This window comes from Streptomyces sp. NPDC110618 (genome assembly GCF_055657065.1).
In genome coordinates this window covers 17,993-31,357 of sequence record NZ_JBVKBN010000016.1, presented here as the reverse complement: position 1 = coordinate 31,357, position 13,365 = coordinate 17,993, and the positions used below count along the sequence as shown (strand labels likewise).

Sequence of the window (13,365 nt, the reverse complement as noted above, 5' to 3'; positions counted from 1 at the left end):
GGGGGTGGGCCGGTGGCGACGGAGGCTCAGGCGCTGCATCTGGTGGCGCTGCTGGAGAACGAGCTGGTCCGGCGGCGCGGCCCGATCGACCGGCACAACGCCTACTACCGGGGCAAGCACCCGCTGAAGTTCGCGAGTCAGGAGTTCGCCAAGTACCACGGCGACCGTTACAAGGACTTCAGCGACAACTGGGTCCAGGTCGTCGCTGATTCCCCGGTGGAGCGGCTGACGGTGACGGGGTTCCTGGCCGACGGGGAGACGCAGGCCGACAGGGATCTGTGGCGGGTGTGGCAGGTCAACGGCCTCGACGCCGACTCCCAGCTCGGGTTCCTCGGCGCGGTCACGGGCGCGCGGTGTTTCGTGCTGGTGTGGGGTGACCCGGACGACCCGGACATGCCGGTCGTCACGTTCGAGGACGCGTCGCAGTCGATCGTCGCCTACGAGCCCGGCTCGCGCCGGCACCGTAGGGCGGCGCTGAAGCGGTGGCAGGACGGCAACGAGGACTTCGCCACCCTGTACCTGCCCACCGAGGTGTGGAAGTTCTCTCGTCCGCTGCAGCAGCAGGACAAGTCCCCGCAGATGGCGGACGTGGACGAGGAGCTGAAGCGGTGGCGGCCCCGGGAGCTGATGGACGAGCCGAACCCTCAGCCGAACCCCATGGGTGTCGTTCCGATGGTGGAGCTGCCGAACAAGCCGATGCTGGTCGAGGACCCGATCAGCGATGTGACCGGTGTGGTGGCGATGCAGGACGCCATCAACCTGCTGTGGGCGCAGCTGTTCACCGCCTCCGACTACGCGTCGTTCCCGCAGCGTGTCGTCCTGGGCGCCGAGCGGCCGATGATCCCCAAGCTGAACTCGGCCGGGGAGATTGTCGGGAAGCAGCCTGTCGACCTGGACAAGTTCATGGTCGACCGGGTTGCGTGGATCACCGGCAAGGACGCGAAGATCGCCGAGTGGCAGGCCGCGAACCTCGCCGCGTACACCGGCATCATCGAGGTCGCTGTCGGGCACCTCGCCGCGCAGACCCGGACCCCGCAGCACTACCTGATCGGGAAGATGGCCAACCTCGCCGAGGGTGCGCTCCTCGCCGCGGAGACCGGCCTGGTGAAGCGGTGCGACGAGAAGACGTTGTGGTACGGGCAGGGTCTGCGGGAGGTGGCGCGGCTGATCGCGCTGGCCAAGGGCGAGGACCGCAAGGCCGAGGCGATGCGCGCGGGCCGGGTGCTGTGGGCGGACACCGAGTCCCGCAGCCATGCGCAGATGGCGGACGCCCTGCTGAAGCTGAAGCAGCTCGGCTTCCCGTTTGAGTGGCTTGCCCTGCGCTACGGGCTGACCCCGACCGAGGTCGCTGAGGTCGCCGCGATGCGGGAGCGGGAGATGGAGATGGATCCGGTCGCGGAGATCACCCGCACTCTGACCGCCGGAGCGCCCGAGCCCGACGACCCGGACGCCGAGCCCGAACCCGACAGCGGGGACGAGGACGGGGTGGAGGAGCCGGAGGTTGCGGCATGAGCCCGAGCCCCGAGGCGGTCGCGCACATGGAGGCCCGTGCGCGGCTCGCCGAGGCGACCGGCCGGGCCGCCCGGGACGTGTGGCGGGACATCGACCGCGATCACATCTACACGTCGTGGGTGGCGCTGCTGGCCCGTCTGGTCGCGATCGTGGCGGCCGGGCAGCTGGCGGCCGCGCGGGGCGCCGAGGCCTGGCTTGAAGAACTGCTCGGCGACGACCCGGACCGGCCCGTGTCCGGGCGGCTCGTACCCGGGGCGCTGGTCGGGGTCGACGGCGGCGGCCGGCCTCTGGCGAGCGTGCTCATGGCGCCGATGTGGGCCGCGCTCCGCCAGGTCACCGCGGGCCGCCCGGTCGTGCAGTCGATGGCGCACGGCCAGGCCCTGCTCGACGTGGTCGTGCAGACCGCGGTGGCGGACGCCGGGAGGGCCGCCGACCAGGTCGCGATGGTGTCCCGGCCGCAAGTGCAGATGTATGTGCGGGTGGTGGAGGGCGGGGCCTGCGCACGGTGCATCATCCTCGCCGGGACCGAGTCGTCGGTGTCGCGCGCGTTCCAGCGGCACCCGAAGTGCAAGTGCGGGGTGGAGCCGGTCACCGCCGACCACCGGCCGACCGCCACCAGCCCTGACGCCGTGTTCAACGCCATGTCCCCGGCGCAGCGCCGCCGGACGTTCGGTGAGGCGGGGGCGAAGGCGATCGAGGAAGGCGCGGACATCGCGCAGGTCGTCAATGCCCGCCGCGGCATGACCAGCGCGACGGTGTTCGGCCGGAAGGTGCAGGCCACCTCAGAAGGCATCACCTCGCGCGGGTTCGCGGGGCAGCGGCTGAAGAACCTGAAGAAGGTCAAGGGCCAGCGCTACCGCGTCTCGCAGACTCCGCGGCTCATGCCGGAGGAGATCATGAGGCTGGCCGACGACCGTGACCACGCTGTGCGGCTGCTGACCCAGCACGGCTACATCGCCTAATGGCCGCGCGCAACGCCCGGCCCCTCACTCCGCAATGGGAGCGCTCATGAACCGCATCACCCTGCCTCGCCATGCCCGCGTGCACGCGCCCGGCTGGGCCCACCCCTACGCCACCGGCCCTTTCGACCCGTACCTGTACGCCGACGGCGGGGGCGGAGACGGCTCCGCATCCGACGACGACGGTGACGGCGGCCAGGACGACGACACCGGCGACAGCGACGACGGCGAGGACGCCGACACCGACAGCGACGCCGGGCAGGACGACGGCGGGGACGACGACACCGACGACGCGGACCCCGAGGGCGCCGACCAGCTCGGCGACAAGGGCAAACGCGCGCTGGCGTCCATGAAGGGCAAGTGGCGCACCGAGCGCGACAAGCGCCGCGAGCTGGAACGGATGCTCGCGGAGAAGGATTCCGCCGCTTCGGGCGGCGGGAAGGACGACGCGGACACGATCCGCAAGCAGGCGGAGGCGGCCGCAACGGTCAAGGCCAACGCCCGCATCGTCCGTTCAGAGGTGCGCGCCGCGGCGACCGGCAAGCTAGCCGATCCCAAGGACGCGCTCACGTTCCTCGACCTCAGCCAGTTCGAGGTGAACGAGGACGGCGAAGTCGACGCGGAGGAGATCTCCGACGCGATCGACGACCTGCTGAAGAGCAAGCCCTACCTGGCAGCCGCAACGGCCAAACCGAGGTTCCAGGGCACCGGAGACGGCGGGGCAGCGCGCAAGGCGTCCCGGCCCAAGCAGCTCACTGAGCAAGACCTCAAGACCATGTCGCCCGAGGAGATCGACAAGGCCCACAAGGAGGGCCGGTTCGACGATCTGCTGGGCGGCGGCTGACCGATAGGGAGGGCCCGTCGTGGCTATCACCAACTTCAAGCCGCAGATCTGGAGCGCCCGGCTCCTGGTCGCGTGGCGCAAGGCACTCGTCTACGGCGGGCCCATGGTGGTCAACCGGGACTACGAGGGCGAGATCTCCGAGGCCGGAGACGTCGTCAAGATCACCTCCATCAGTGACCCGACGATCGCGGACTACGTGCCGAACTCGACGGTCATCACGCCAGAAGAGCTCAACGACGCTCAGCGGAACCTGGTCATCGACCAGTCGAAGTACTGGGCTTTCAAGGTCGACGACGTCGACAAGCGGCAGGCCAAGGGCAACGTCATGCCCGAGGCGATGAGCCGCGCCGCGTACAAGCTGGCTGATGTCGCAGACCAGTACATCGCGGGCCTGTACACGGGCGTTGCCGCGGGCAACAACCTCGGCACGATCTCCGTCGTCGCGGCCACCCCGACGGACGCCTACGACGACGTGCTGATCCCGCTGAAGGTCACGCTCGACGAGGCCGACGTCCCCACCGAGGGCCGCTACTGCGTGGTCCCGCCGTGGTTCACCGGGCGCCTGCTGCGCGACGACCGGTTCGTCCGCGCGGACGCATCCGGCACCACCGACGCCCTGCGCAACGGTTTCGTGGGCCGAGCCGCGGGCTTCAACATCATGCAGTCCAACAACTGCCCGAACCCGACCGGCGACGACAACGTCGTGCAGGCCGGCGTCAGCGCGGCGATCTCCTTCGCCGAGCAGATCAACAAGACCGAGGCGTACCGGCCCGAGTCCAGCTTCTCGGATGCCGTGAAGGGCCTGGCCCTGTACGGGGCGAAGCTCGTGCGCCCCGACGGCATCGCGATCGCCACCGCCTCCCAGACCTGAGCAAGGAGACCCGCTCATGGCAACCACCGATGTTGCGTACAGCAACCTCGTCGCCAACAGCAGCCTGGCGCAGCCCGCCGGCACGAACCTGGTCGCCGCGCCGACCAACAACATGCGCATCGTCGATGCCGTCCCGGAGTACACGGTGCTGCGGGTGACGAACACCGACGACGACACCGACCTCGACATCACCGTCAAGGCGGGCGACAACCCTCCGGCTCTCGCGGCCGGTCAGGGCGACCTGGTCGTCACCGTCGCGTTCGGCACGGTGCGGTTCATCGGCCCGTTCGAGTCGGGCCGGTTCCTGCAGTCGGACGGCTCGATGCTGATCGAGTCCGAGACGACGACCGGCGCGATCACCGCCCTGCGTATCCCCCGGAGCGTGTGATGGCGCAACTGCCCGACGGCATCACGGAAGAGGAACTGGCTGCCGCCCTGCGGCTCCTGCGCAGCCGCAGGGCGCCCGCGCGGCCTCCCGTCCGGGACGAGGGGACCATCTTCGTCCGCGGTGAGGGCGGGGCCGTGTTCGAGATGACCCCGTCGAAGATGAGCCCGGAGCTACGGCGCCGCATGCAACTGGGCTATCTGAGGCAGGTCAACGCGGACGGCTCTCCCCTGCGGGACCCGTCCGCGCCCGCCGCACCGGCAGGCGGCAGCGCGCTCACCGAGGGGCAGGTGCCGCGGCCTGCGAAGTCCGCGCCGAAGCGGGACTGGGTGCTGTACGCGGTCACCGTGCTCGGCCTGGACCCCGAGGCCGCCGAGGGCATGACCCGCCAGGAGCTCATCGACCTCCCGACCGACCATGCCCGGCATCAGGGCCCGACTCCCGGTGCCGCAGCAGGCGCAACGCCCGCTGACGGACGCCCTGCCGAGGACACCCCGAAGTCCGCGTGGATCGCCCACATCGTCAAGCAGGGGCTGCTGTCCCGCGAGGACGCCGAGGCGTACACGAAGGACGACCTGATCGCCATGGTCAGCTGACCAGGAAAGGGGGATGGCCATGGCGCTGGATCCCCTGGCGACCCTCGCCGACCTCGCCAACCGCGGCCTGACGGTCGAGGCCGGAACGGAAACCACCGTCGCCACGACCTACCTCGACGTGGCGTCCACCGCGGTCCGGGAGGCGGCCGGGGTGCCGATCTCTCAGGCCACCTCGACCGTCAGCCTGGAGGGCGGGGCCGGCGAATGGCTGACCCTGCCGGGCCCGCCGATCCTGTCGGTCGCCTCGGTCGAGGTGGACGGGGAGACGGTGACGGACTGGCGGCTGCGTAACCACCGGCTGTGGCGGGCGTGCGGGTGGGCGGCGGGCTGCGGCCCGTCGGAGGTCGAGGTCGTGCAGACGCACGGCCTGGCCGTGGTGCCGTCGGACATCGTGGACCTGGTGTGCCGTATCGCGGCGACCGCGTTCGCCGACTACCGGTCCGACCCCGAGGGCGCCGGGCTGGCGGCCGTCGACATCCGTGCCGAGCGGATCGGCGACTACTCCGTCACCTACGGCAGTTCGGGGCTGATCACCAGCATGGAGCTGCCGGACTATCTGCGTGAGCGGCTCGCCGCCCGCTTCGGCGGCGGTGTCGCGGTGGTGAGGTCGCGGTGAGGGGCCGCGCGGGCGTCGGCCGCTACCTCAACCGCCAGCTGCAGGTGTACCGGCTGGAGACGGCCGACGACGGGCACGGCGGGCAGACCAGCAGCATGGTCCTCAAGGGCTCGGTGCGGGCCAAGGTCGACCAGCCCTCCCCGACCGAGCGGATGGTCGCGGCACAGACCCAGTCCCGGCACAGCCACGACATCTATCTGCTGCCCCGGGCGGACGTGCGGCGCGGCGACGAGCTGCGCGGCACCGACGCTCTCGGCAATCAGCAGGTGTTCCGGGTGCAGTCCGTGGTGCAGCCGTCGACGCCCGTCTACTCCAAGGCTCTTGTCGAGCTGATCCAGTCAGAAGGAGAAGGACATGGCTGATCTCAGCCTCACCGCGGTGCCGGTCGCGACCGGTGTCGCCGATGTAGCCGCGGTGGCGGTCGCCGCGGCCGGGGGCGGGGACACCGCTCCGGTCGGGCCCGGCCGCTTCCTGTACGTCAACAACGGCTCGGGCGGGTCGATCACGGTGACCGTGGCGACGCCGGGCTCGGTGTCCGGGCTGGCCATCGCCGACACGGCGGTTGCTGTCGCGGCCGGGGACATCGCGCTGATCCCCCTCGCCAGCGTCCACCGCGGCACGAACGGCCGGGCGGCGATCACCTACTCGGGCGTGACCGACCTGACCGTCGCCGCGTTCGAGCTGGGCTCCTGATGCCCGGCGAGGACCTGCCGCAGGCAGGGCCGCAGGAGTGCCGGCGCCGCGCGGAGGAGTGCCTTGGGCTCGGCGAGACGGACGTCGACGTGCCGCGCGCGCTGGCGTTCGGCCTGCTGGCCGTGGCCGGTGAACTCCACGAGATCCGGCTGCTCCTCAGCAGGCGGCGGTGACCCATGGCCAGGCGCCGCCGGGCACGCGTGGAGATCGTCGGCCTGGACCGGCTGCAGCGGCGGCTGGCCGAGCTGCCCGAGCAGCTGGAGCAGGCCGCGCGGGCGGAGGTCGAGAACTCCGCGTCGATGATGGTCGCCGACGTGCGCCGCAACGTGCGCGTCGATACGAGCAACCTGCGCACCAGCGCCAAGGCCACCTTTGAGAAGGACGGCCTGCAAACGTCCGTCGGCTGGCGCGACATGGACGACCTGTACGCCGTGTTCCACGAGCGCGGCACCACCCGCCTGCCCGCGAACCCCACGCTGATTCCCGCGCTGGAGCGGGCGGGCACGCAGTTCGTGGAGCGGCTCAAGGACGAGGTGAGGAGGCACATCCGGTGAGCATGCCCGTCTCCTCCTCGGCGGTTCTTCCGGTGCAGGATGCCGTCCTCACCGTGCTCAAGGCCGACACCATGCTGATGGGTCTGGTCCGGGGTGTTTTCGACTGGGTCGAGGAGGGCCAGGAGTACCCGTACATCCGCATCGGTGAGGCCATCGAGACCCCCGACAACACCCACGACAGCCACGGTTCCAACCTGGTGATCACGCTGCACGTGTGGTCGAAGTACCGCGGCTACGCGCAAGCCCTGACGATCGCCTCCCGGGTGCGGGCGCTGCTGGAGCACCGGCCGCTCACGGTCGCCGGGCACCGGCACGTGGCCACCTACTACGTGTCGCAGCAGACGATCACCGATCCCGAACCGCCGGGCGACATCCGGCACGTACCCATCAGCTTCCGGGTCCTGACCGAAGTCAGCACCTGAACCAGCAGCAGAAAGGAAGTGACCCGCCATGGCAGGTGAGGACGCAACCGGGACCCAGCTCAAGCGCGACAGCACGGGCTCCGGGAGCTTCGTGACGATCGCGTCGGTGGAGTCCCTGTCGGGGCCGTCCCGGACCCGCAACATGATCGACGTGTCCGCGCACGACTCCCCGGACAAGTACCGGGAGTTCGTCAAGGGCATGAAGGACGGCGGGGAGGTCACCGCCACCATCAACTACCGGCCCGGCGAGACCACCCACCAGGCCCTCGACGCCGACTTCGAAGAGGACGGCCTGCGCGACTACCAGCTGGTCTTGCTGCCGGGGGACGCGGACGAGCACACCTGGGAGTTCTCCGCCGGGATCTCCGACATCAGCGACGAGTTCCCCCTCGACGACAAGATGGCCCGAGAGGTCACCTTCAAGATCAGCGGTAAGCCTGTGCTCACCGCGACCGGCGCGTAAGGAGACCCACCACGATGGGCAGCATCAAGGACGCCATCCGCGCCGCGCAGGACATCAAGGTCGAGAAGGGTGTCGACATCCCCGAGTGGGGCGTCACCGTCGACGTGTGGGGCCTGCCGTCCGGGGACTGGGAGGCGTACCAGAACAAGCTGAACAAGCTGCGCTTCCAGCAGGACGGCAAGGGCGGCGCGGAGATGGCGGTCAAGTCCAACCGCGCCGAGATCGTCGCCAAGTGCCTGTACGAGCCGGGCACCGAACTGCTGGTCTTCCCCGACCTGCGCGAGGGCATCGCGATCCTGTCGAAGAAGGCGCCCGGCACCGTCGACGGCCTCTTCAAGCTGTGCCGGCACCTGTCCGGTGAGGACCGCGACTTCGAGCAGAAGGTGAAGGACGCGGAGGGAAACTCCGGCGGCGACCAGAGCTGAGGCTCCTGTACGACCTGTCCGTCGCCTACCAGCTGCCGCCGGACGAGGTCATGGCCCGGTTCAGCGACGAACAGTTCGTGCATCTGGTCGCCTACCAGAACCTGTACGGGCCGATCACCCCGCGCCGCCTGGACATCGTGCTGGCCCGGCTCGGGATGGACCTGATCAAGCCGCACCTGAAGCGGGGGCGGTCCACGATGCTGCGCGACCACCTGATGACGTGGTCGCATGCGGACCGGCCGCGCCAGACAGGCCGGGAGATGCTCGCCATCGTCAAGGACCTGCAGCGGCAGTTCGACCGCGCAGACGAGCAGCGCGCCGAGCGGATCAGGCGCACGCGCAGGAAGGCGGTGGCGCATGGCGGTTCTGGATGAGCTGCTGGTGCGGCTCGGTGTCGACATGTCCGAGGCCGAGGCCGAGGTCGACCAGGGCGCGCAGGGCATCGAGAACCGCCTGAGCGGGCTTTCCGTGGCGGGCGGGGTGGCGGCCGCGGGTCTGGGGGCGGCGTTCGTCGCCGGGCTCGGGGCCGCCATGGACATCTCCGAGGTGACGACCAAGCTGCAGAACCAGCTTGCCCTCACCGACGAGGAGGCCGGCCGGGCGGGTGAGATCGCGGGCGATGTGTTCTCGGCGGGGTTCGGCGAGTCGGTCGGCGAGGTCGGCGAAGCCCTGTCGGCGGTGTCGTCGTCCATGCAGGAGTTCGGGTCGGTGTCCGACGCCGAGATGGCCCAGCTCACCAAGGAAGCCCTGGCGCTGGCGAAGACGTTCGAGTTCGACGTCGGGACGGCGACGGCCGCCGCAGGCAACCTGATCAAGGCCGGGCTGGTCAAGGACGGCGCTGAGGCCCTCGACCTGCTCGCGGCGACCGCGCAGAAGGTGCCGGCGGCGATGCGCGAGGAACTCCCCGAGGTCTCCAAGGAGTACTCCGAGTTCTTCGCCCAGCTGGGGTTCACGGGCCCGGAGATGTTCGGGCTGCTCGCGCAGGCCGCACAGGACCCCACCTTCGAGCTCGACAAGCTCGGCGACGCGGTCAAGGAGTTCACCCTCAAGCTCGCCGACACCGAGGCCGTCAGCGAGCCGCTGAAAAAGCTGAAGCTGGACGTGGGCGAGATCCAGGACCTCGTCAACAAGGGCCGCGGCACTGAGGCGTTCGACAAGGTCGTGACCGCGCTCAAGGGTGTCGAGGACCAGACCGAGCGCACCGCGCTGCAGGCCGCCCTGTTCGGCGGCCCGGGCGAGGACCTCGGCAACACCCTGCTCAACCTCGACGCGTCCGGAGCGGCCGCCGCGACCGGCCTGGACGAGGCCGCCGGGGCCGCGAAGACGGTCACCGAGAACATGGAGCAGTCGCCGGGCCAGCAGTTCGACTCGATCATGCGGACGCTGTCGACGACGCTGGGTCAGGCCCTGCTGCCCGTCCTGTCGTTCGTGTCGGAGCTGTTCCGCGAGCACCCCGGGCTGCTGCAAGTCCTGATCCCCGTCGTCCTCGCCCTGGCCGCGGCCCTGAGCATCGCCGCGATCGCCGTGTGGGCGATGAACTCCGCGCTGCTGGCCAACCCGATCTTCATCGTGATCCTCGCGATCATGGCGCTGATCGTGTGGGTCATCGCCCTGTGGCAGCGGTCGGAGACGTTCCGGGACATCGTGCTCGGCGTGTGGGCGGCCGTGCGCGGCGGCATCGAGGCCGCGGTCAGCGGCATCCTGGCCGCCGTCGGCTGGCTGGCCGCCCTGCCCGGCAAGATCGGCGGCTGGTTCGGTCAGGCCAAGGACTGGGCGATCGCGAAAGCGCTGGAGCTGGTGGCGTGGCTGCAGGGCCTCCCGGGGCGCGTCTCGCGCGCCGTGTCGGGGCTGTTCAGTGCCATCCCGGCGGCGTTCCGCAGCGCGATCAACTCGGTGATCGGCGCCTGGAACGGGCTCAGCTTCACCATCGGCGGCGGCTCGTTCATGGGCGTGGACGTACCAAGCTTCACGCTGTCCACGCCGAACATTCCCTTCCTCGCCGACGGCGGCGTCGTCACCCGGCCCACCCTGGCGATGATCGGTGAGGGCGGCGAGGACGAGGCCGTGCTGCCGCTGTCCACGCTGGACCGGCTCCTCAACACCCGCAGCACGGTCGCCTCCGGGGCGATGGCCGGCCCCGCCGTGATGACGGTCCGCCTCGACGGCAGCGACCCGTTCCTGGACTGGCTGAAGGAACGCATCCGCATCGACTTCGACGGCAACGTCCTGAACCTCAACGAGGGGTGAACCATGCCGAGCCTGCCTCCCCCGGTGTGGGCCGACCTGCACTATGCGGGGACGTGGAACCCGCTCAGTATGGAAGTTGAGTCCGGGTTCACGGTGAACCGCGGACGCAGCGGGGAGCGGGACACCGCCGGGCCCAGCTCGGGCACGATGAGACTGTTCAACACGAACAGCATGTTCTCCCGCCGCAACCCCAACAGTCCCCTGTACGGGGAGGTCGGCCTGTTCACGCCGATCCGCTACGGCTACGACGGCGTCGGCTCGGTGTGGGCGGAGACCAGCGGGGTGTCTGCCTCACACCTGTCCACCCCGTCGTCGGCCGGGCTGGACCTGTCCGGGGACCTGGACGTGCGGGTCGATATCGCGCCCGAGCAGTGGCACACCGGCACGAACGTGAACATCGCCAACCGGTGGGACCACACCGTCAACGAGCGCGGCTGGTCCCTGCAGATCAGCACGCAGGGGGCACCCATCCTGCTGTGGAGCACCGACGGAACGGCGGAGACGATCGTCACGGCCGCAGGCCGCCTGCCCGCCCACAACGGGCAGCGCATGGCCCTGCGGGCTGTCCTCGACGTCGACAACGGGGCGGGCGGGTACGAGGTCCGTTTCTACACCGGCATCGACGCCTCGGCCACGGACGAGTCGGCCTGGCGGCTGCTCGGCGAGCCGGTCGTGGGCTCGGGCACGACCAGCATCAACAACCCGGACACGGCCGTCGCGTTCGGCGCCCGCCCCACCTCCGCCAACCCCGGTATCGCCGGGCGCCTGTTCCGGATGCAGCTGCGTGACGGCATCAACGGCCCCGTCCTCGCGGACGCCGACACCGCCCTTGCTGCGGTCGGCGCCGCCGGCTTCGAGGACGCGGCCGGTCGGACGTGGACCGCGAACCAGACGACGTTCAGCAACCGGCATGTGCGCATGCACGGCGAGGTCCCGGACTGGACGCCCGAGCGGGACAAGAGCGGGTCCCTGCGTACCCTGGCCATCGCCCCCGCGGGGATCACCCGCCGCCTGTCCTCCGGCACGAAGAAGCTCCGCTCACCGCTGTTCAGGGAGCTGTCCAGCCCGACCCGGGAGAGCATCGTCGCGTACTGGCCGTGCGAGGACTCCTCCGCGGCCCTGCGGGTGGCGAGCGGCCTGCCCAACGGCCCCGCCGGAATCGTCCGCGGCGCGGTGTCCATGGCCGCGAACTCCGCGAAATGGCTGGCCTCCGAGGCGCTGCCCACGTTCGCGGTCGGCCGCCTGGACTTCACGCTGCCCCCGTACACCGATACCGGCGAGTGCTCGATCCGTTTCCTGTGCGCGCCCCCGTCGGGCGGGGTGTCGGCGACGGTGCACCTGCTGCGGGCGTTCTTCACCGGCACCGCCAGCCAGGTGGACATCTGGATCGACCCTTCCGGGAACCTGCGGTTCGCCGCGTTCGACAGCGACGGCGCCGCCCTCAGCGACAACACCGTCGCCTTCGACGTCAACGGCCGCACCGTGGCGGTGCTGCTGGAGCTGTCGGTGAGCGGCGGCACCGTGACGATGACGTGCCGCACGACCCGCTTCGAGCCGGGCCTGACCATCGACACCCCGCTGTCCAACCCCAGCAGCGGCGCCACGTTTTCGGGTACGTCCGTGGGCCGCTGCACCCGCCTCACCCTCGGCTCGATTGTCGGGGACCTCGGCGGCACCGTCATGGGGCATCTGGCCGTCGCCAACGCCCTGACCGGCTACGCCTCCACCGGCGCCGCCAACCTCGCCTGGAACGGCGAGAACGCCCGCGACCGGCTGCTGCGCCTGGCCGCCGAGGAGGGCGTGCCCCTGTCGGTGGCCATGGACGGCAACCGCCAGCCACGCCTCGGCGCGCAGAAAGCCGACGCGTTCCTGTCGCTGCTCGCGGAGATCGAACGCACCGACATGGGCATCCTCTTCGAGCGCAGGGACGCCCCCGAACTGGCCTACCGGTCCGGGTCGTCACTGCTGAACCAGGAGCCCGTGCTCACCCTGGACTTCTCTGGGGGCTTGTTCGACTCGATCCGGCCCCGCGACGACGACCGCGCCCCGTTCAACGTGCTCACCGCCAAACGCGTCGACGGCTCCGAGTACACCTACGAACTCACCGAGGGCCCGCAGTCGGTGCAGGACCCGCCGGACGGCATCGGCCGCAAAACGACCAGCGTCGACCTGTCCCTGTCGTCCGACGACGTCCTCGCCGACCATGCCGCGTGGCGGGTCCACGTCGCCACCGTCGACGAGATGCGCTACCCGGCGATCACCCTGAACCTGGCCAACCCGCGCGTGCACCAGCTGGCCGATGCGATCCTCCGCACGGACATCGGCGACAAGATCCGCCTCACGAACCTGCCGCCGGACTACACGCCCGACGACGTGGACCTGCTGGTGTGGGGGATCAAGGACGGCGCCAGCGCCCGAGGCTGGCCCATCACCTTCGTGTGCGTGCCCGCCTCCCCGTGGGAGGTGTTCGTGCTCGGCGACCGGGTCCGCGGACGCCTGCACAGCCTGGGCTCCGAACTCGCCGCCGATGTCGGCGAGACGGACACCGAGCTGCTGATCGCCACCGACACCGGCCGCCGCCCGTGGATCAACAGCACGGACCACGCGTCCATGTTCCCGTTCGCTGTACGGCTCGGAGGGGAGGTCGTGGAAGTGACCGCCATCAGCGGGGCCACGTCCCCGCAGCTGTTCACCGTGGTCCGCTCCCGCAACGGGGTCGTCAAACCGCATCCGGCCGGCACTCGGGTCCAGTACGCGAGGGTGGCGGTGGGCTCGTGA

17 protein-coding genes are annotated in these 13,365 nt (G+C 70.4%); all 17 read left to right on the top strand.

Annotated elements, in window-relative coordinates; genetic code table 11:
• Window positions 1-12 precede the first annotated feature (12 nt).
• The 17 genes from ACZ7L7_RS25360 to ACZ7L7_RS25280 all read left to right on the top strand — a co-directional run bounded on the left by ACZ7L7_RS25360 (window position 13) and on the right by ACZ7L7_RS25280 (window position 13,365).
• Window positions 13-1,512: a phage portal protein gene (locus ACZ7L7_RS25360; RefSeq protein ID WP_250753996.1), complete on the top strand. Its 1,500-nt coding sequence runs from the start codon at window positions 13-15 to the stop codon at window positions 1,510-1,512.
• On the top strand, window positions 1,509-2,474 hold the full coding sequence (locus ACZ7L7_RS25355; RefSeq protein ID WP_472077281.1) for a hypothetical protein: 966 nt from the start codon (window positions 1,509-1,511) through the stop codon (window positions 2,472-2,474). The genes ACZ7L7_RS25360 and ACZ7L7_RS25355 overlap by 4 nt, the downstream gene beginning before the upstream one ends.
• A gap of 46 nt (window positions 2,475-2,520) precedes the next feature.
• The gene (locus ACZ7L7_RS25350; protein WP_472077279.1) at window positions 2,521-3,315 is read left to right on the top strand and encodes a hypothetical protein; all 795 of its coding nucleotides are present in this window, start codon (window positions 2,521-2,523) and stop codon (window positions 3,313-3,315) included.
• Window positions 3,316-3,334: 19 nt separating this feature from the next.
• On the top strand, window positions 3,335-4,186 hold the full coding sequence (locus ACZ7L7_RS25345; protein ID WP_250754002.1) for a major capsid protein: 852 nt from the start codon (window positions 3,335-3,337) through the stop codon (window positions 4,184-4,186).
• 16 nt (window positions 4,187-4,202) lie between these two features.
• Complete coding sequence (locus ACZ7L7_RS25340; protein ID WP_250754004.1) at window positions 4,203-4,574, top strand: hypothetical protein; 372 nt, start codon at window positions 4,203-4,205, stop codon at window positions 4,572-4,574.
• Window positions 4,574-5,167, top strand: coding sequence for a hypothetical protein (locus tag ACZ7L7_RS25335; RefSeq protein ID WP_472077277.1), 594 nt, complete (start codon window positions 4,574-4,576; stop codon window positions 5,165-5,167). The genes ACZ7L7_RS25340 and ACZ7L7_RS25335 overlap by 1 nt, the downstream gene beginning before the upstream one ends.
• 19 nt (window positions 5,168-5,186) lie before the next feature.
• Window positions 5,187-5,783, top strand: coding sequence for a head-tail connector protein (locus ACZ7L7_RS25330; RefSeq protein ID WP_472077275.1), 597 nt, complete (start codon window positions 5,187-5,189; stop codon window positions 5,781-5,783).
• Window positions 5,780-6,145 (top strand): phage head completion protein, encoded by a 366-nt coding sequence (locus ACZ7L7_RS25325; RefSeq protein ID WP_472077273.1) that lies wholly within the window; start codon window positions 5,780-5,782, stop codon window positions 6,143-6,145. The genes ACZ7L7_RS25330 and ACZ7L7_RS25325 overlap by 4 nt, the downstream gene beginning before the upstream one ends.
• A complete protein-coding gene (locus ACZ7L7_RS25320; RefSeq protein WP_472077271.1) occupies window positions 6,138-6,476 on the top strand; it encodes a hypothetical protein in 339 nt (112 codons plus the stop codon). Before ACZ7L7_RS25325 ends, ACZ7L7_RS25320 begins: the two co-directional genes overlap by 8 nt.
• A complete protein-coding gene (locus tag ACZ7L7_RS25315) occupies window positions 6,476-6,649 on the top strand; it encodes a hypothetical protein (protein ID WP_472077269.1) in 174 nt (57 codons plus the stop codon). Before ACZ7L7_RS25320 ends, ACZ7L7_RS25315 begins: the two co-directional genes overlap by 1 nt.
• Before the next feature lie 3 nt (window positions 6,650-6,652).
• Complete coding sequence (locus tag ACZ7L7_RS25310; protein WP_472077267.1) at window positions 6,653-7,030, top strand: HK97-gp10 family putative phage morphogenesis protein; 378 nt, start codon at window positions 6,653-6,655, stop codon at window positions 7,028-7,030.
• 2 nt (window positions 7,031-7,032) lie between these two features.
• Window positions 7,033-7,452, top strand: a complete 420-nt coding sequence (locus ACZ7L7_RS25305) for a DUF3168 domain-containing protein (protein ID WP_472077410.1) — start codon at window positions 7,033-7,035, stop codon at window positions 7,450-7,452.
• Window positions 7,453-7,480: 28 nt separating this feature from the next.
• On the top strand, window positions 7,481-7,915 hold the full coding sequence (locus ACZ7L7_RS25300) for a phage tail tube protein (RefSeq protein ID WP_472077265.1): 435 nt from the start codon (window positions 7,481-7,483) through the stop codon (window positions 7,913-7,915).
• 14 nt (window positions 7,916-7,929) lie between these two features.
• Entirely contained in the window at window positions 7,930-8,340 is a 411-nt protein-coding gene (locus tag ACZ7L7_RS25295; protein WP_472077263.1) for a hypothetical protein, read from the top strand.
• Window positions 8,341-8,390: 50 nt separating this feature from the next.
• The gene (locus ACZ7L7_RS25290) at window positions 8,391-8,714 is read left to right on the top strand and encodes a phage tail assembly protein T (protein WP_472077261.1); all 324 of its coding nucleotides are present in this window, start codon (window positions 8,391-8,393) and stop codon (window positions 8,712-8,714) included.
• Window positions 8,698-10,587: a phage tail tape measure protein gene (locus tag ACZ7L7_RS25285; protein WP_472077259.1), complete on the top strand. Its 1,890-nt coding sequence runs from the start codon at window positions 8,698-8,700 to the stop codon at window positions 10,585-10,587. The genes ACZ7L7_RS25290 and ACZ7L7_RS25285 overlap by 17 nt, the downstream gene beginning before the upstream one ends.
• Window positions 10,588-10,734: 147 nt before the next feature.
• Entirely contained in the window at window positions 10,735-13,365 is a 2,631-nt protein-coding gene (locus ACZ7L7_RS25280) for a hypothetical protein (RefSeq protein WP_472077257.1), read from the top strand.

Bases quoted from the DNA above. Each gene is read 5' to 3' on its own strand.
- ACZ7L7_RS25355 (WP_472077281.1), top strand. From the start codon at position 1,509: ATGAGCCCGAGCCCCGAGGCGGTCGCGCACATGGAGGCCCGTGCGCGG.
- ACZ7L7_RS25350 (WP_472077279.1), top strand. From the start codon at position 2,521: ATGAACCGCATCACCCTGCCTCGCCATGCCCGCGTGCACGCGCCCGGC.
- ACZ7L7_RS25340 (WP_250754004.1), top strand. From the start codon at position 4,203: ATGGCAACCACCGATGTTGCGTACAGCAACCTCGTCGCCAACAGCAGC.
- ACZ7L7_RS25335 (WP_472077277.1), top strand. From the start codon at position 4,574: ATGGCGCAACTGCCCGACGGCATCACGGAAGAGGAACTGGCTGCCGCC.
- ACZ7L7_RS25330 (WP_472077275.1), top strand. From the start codon at position 5,187: ATGGCGCTGGATCCCCTGGCGACCCTCGCCGACCTCGCCAACCGCGGC.
- ACZ7L7_RS25320 (WP_472077271.1), top strand. From the start codon at position 6,138: ATGGCTGATCTCAGCCTCACCGCGGTGCCGGTCGCGACCGGTGTCGCC.
- ACZ7L7_RS25315 (WP_472077269.1), top strand. From the start codon at position 6,476: ATGCCCGGCGAGGACCTGCCGCAGGCAGGGCCGCAGGAGTGCCGGCGC.
- ACZ7L7_RS25310 (WP_472077267.1), top strand. From the start codon at position 6,653: ATGGCCAGGCGCCGCCGGGCACGCGTGGAGATCGTCGGCCTGGACCGG.
- ACZ7L7_RS25305 (WP_472077410.1), top strand. From the start codon at position 7,033: ATGCCCGTCTCCTCCTCGGCGGTTCTTCCGGTGCAGGATGCCGTCCTC.
- ACZ7L7_RS25300 (WP_472077265.1), top strand. From the start codon at position 7,481: ATGGCAGGTGAGGACGCAACCGGGACCCAGCTCAAGCGCGACAGCACG.
- ACZ7L7_RS25295 (WP_472077263.1), top strand. From the start codon at position 7,930: ATGGGCAGCATCAAGGACGCCATCCGCGCCGCGCAGGACATCAAGGTC.
- ACZ7L7_RS25290 (WP_472077261.1), top strand. From the start codon at position 8,391: ATGGCCCGGTTCAGCGACGAACAGTTCGTGCATCTGGTCGCCTACCAG.
- ACZ7L7_RS25285 (WP_472077259.1), top strand. From the start codon at position 8,698: ATGGCGGTTCTGGATGAGCTGCTGGTGCGGCTCGGTGTCGACATGTCC.
- ACZ7L7_RS25280 (WP_472077257.1), top strand. From the start codon at position 10,735: ATGAGACTGTTCAACACGAACAGCATGTTCTCCCGCCGCAACCCCAAC.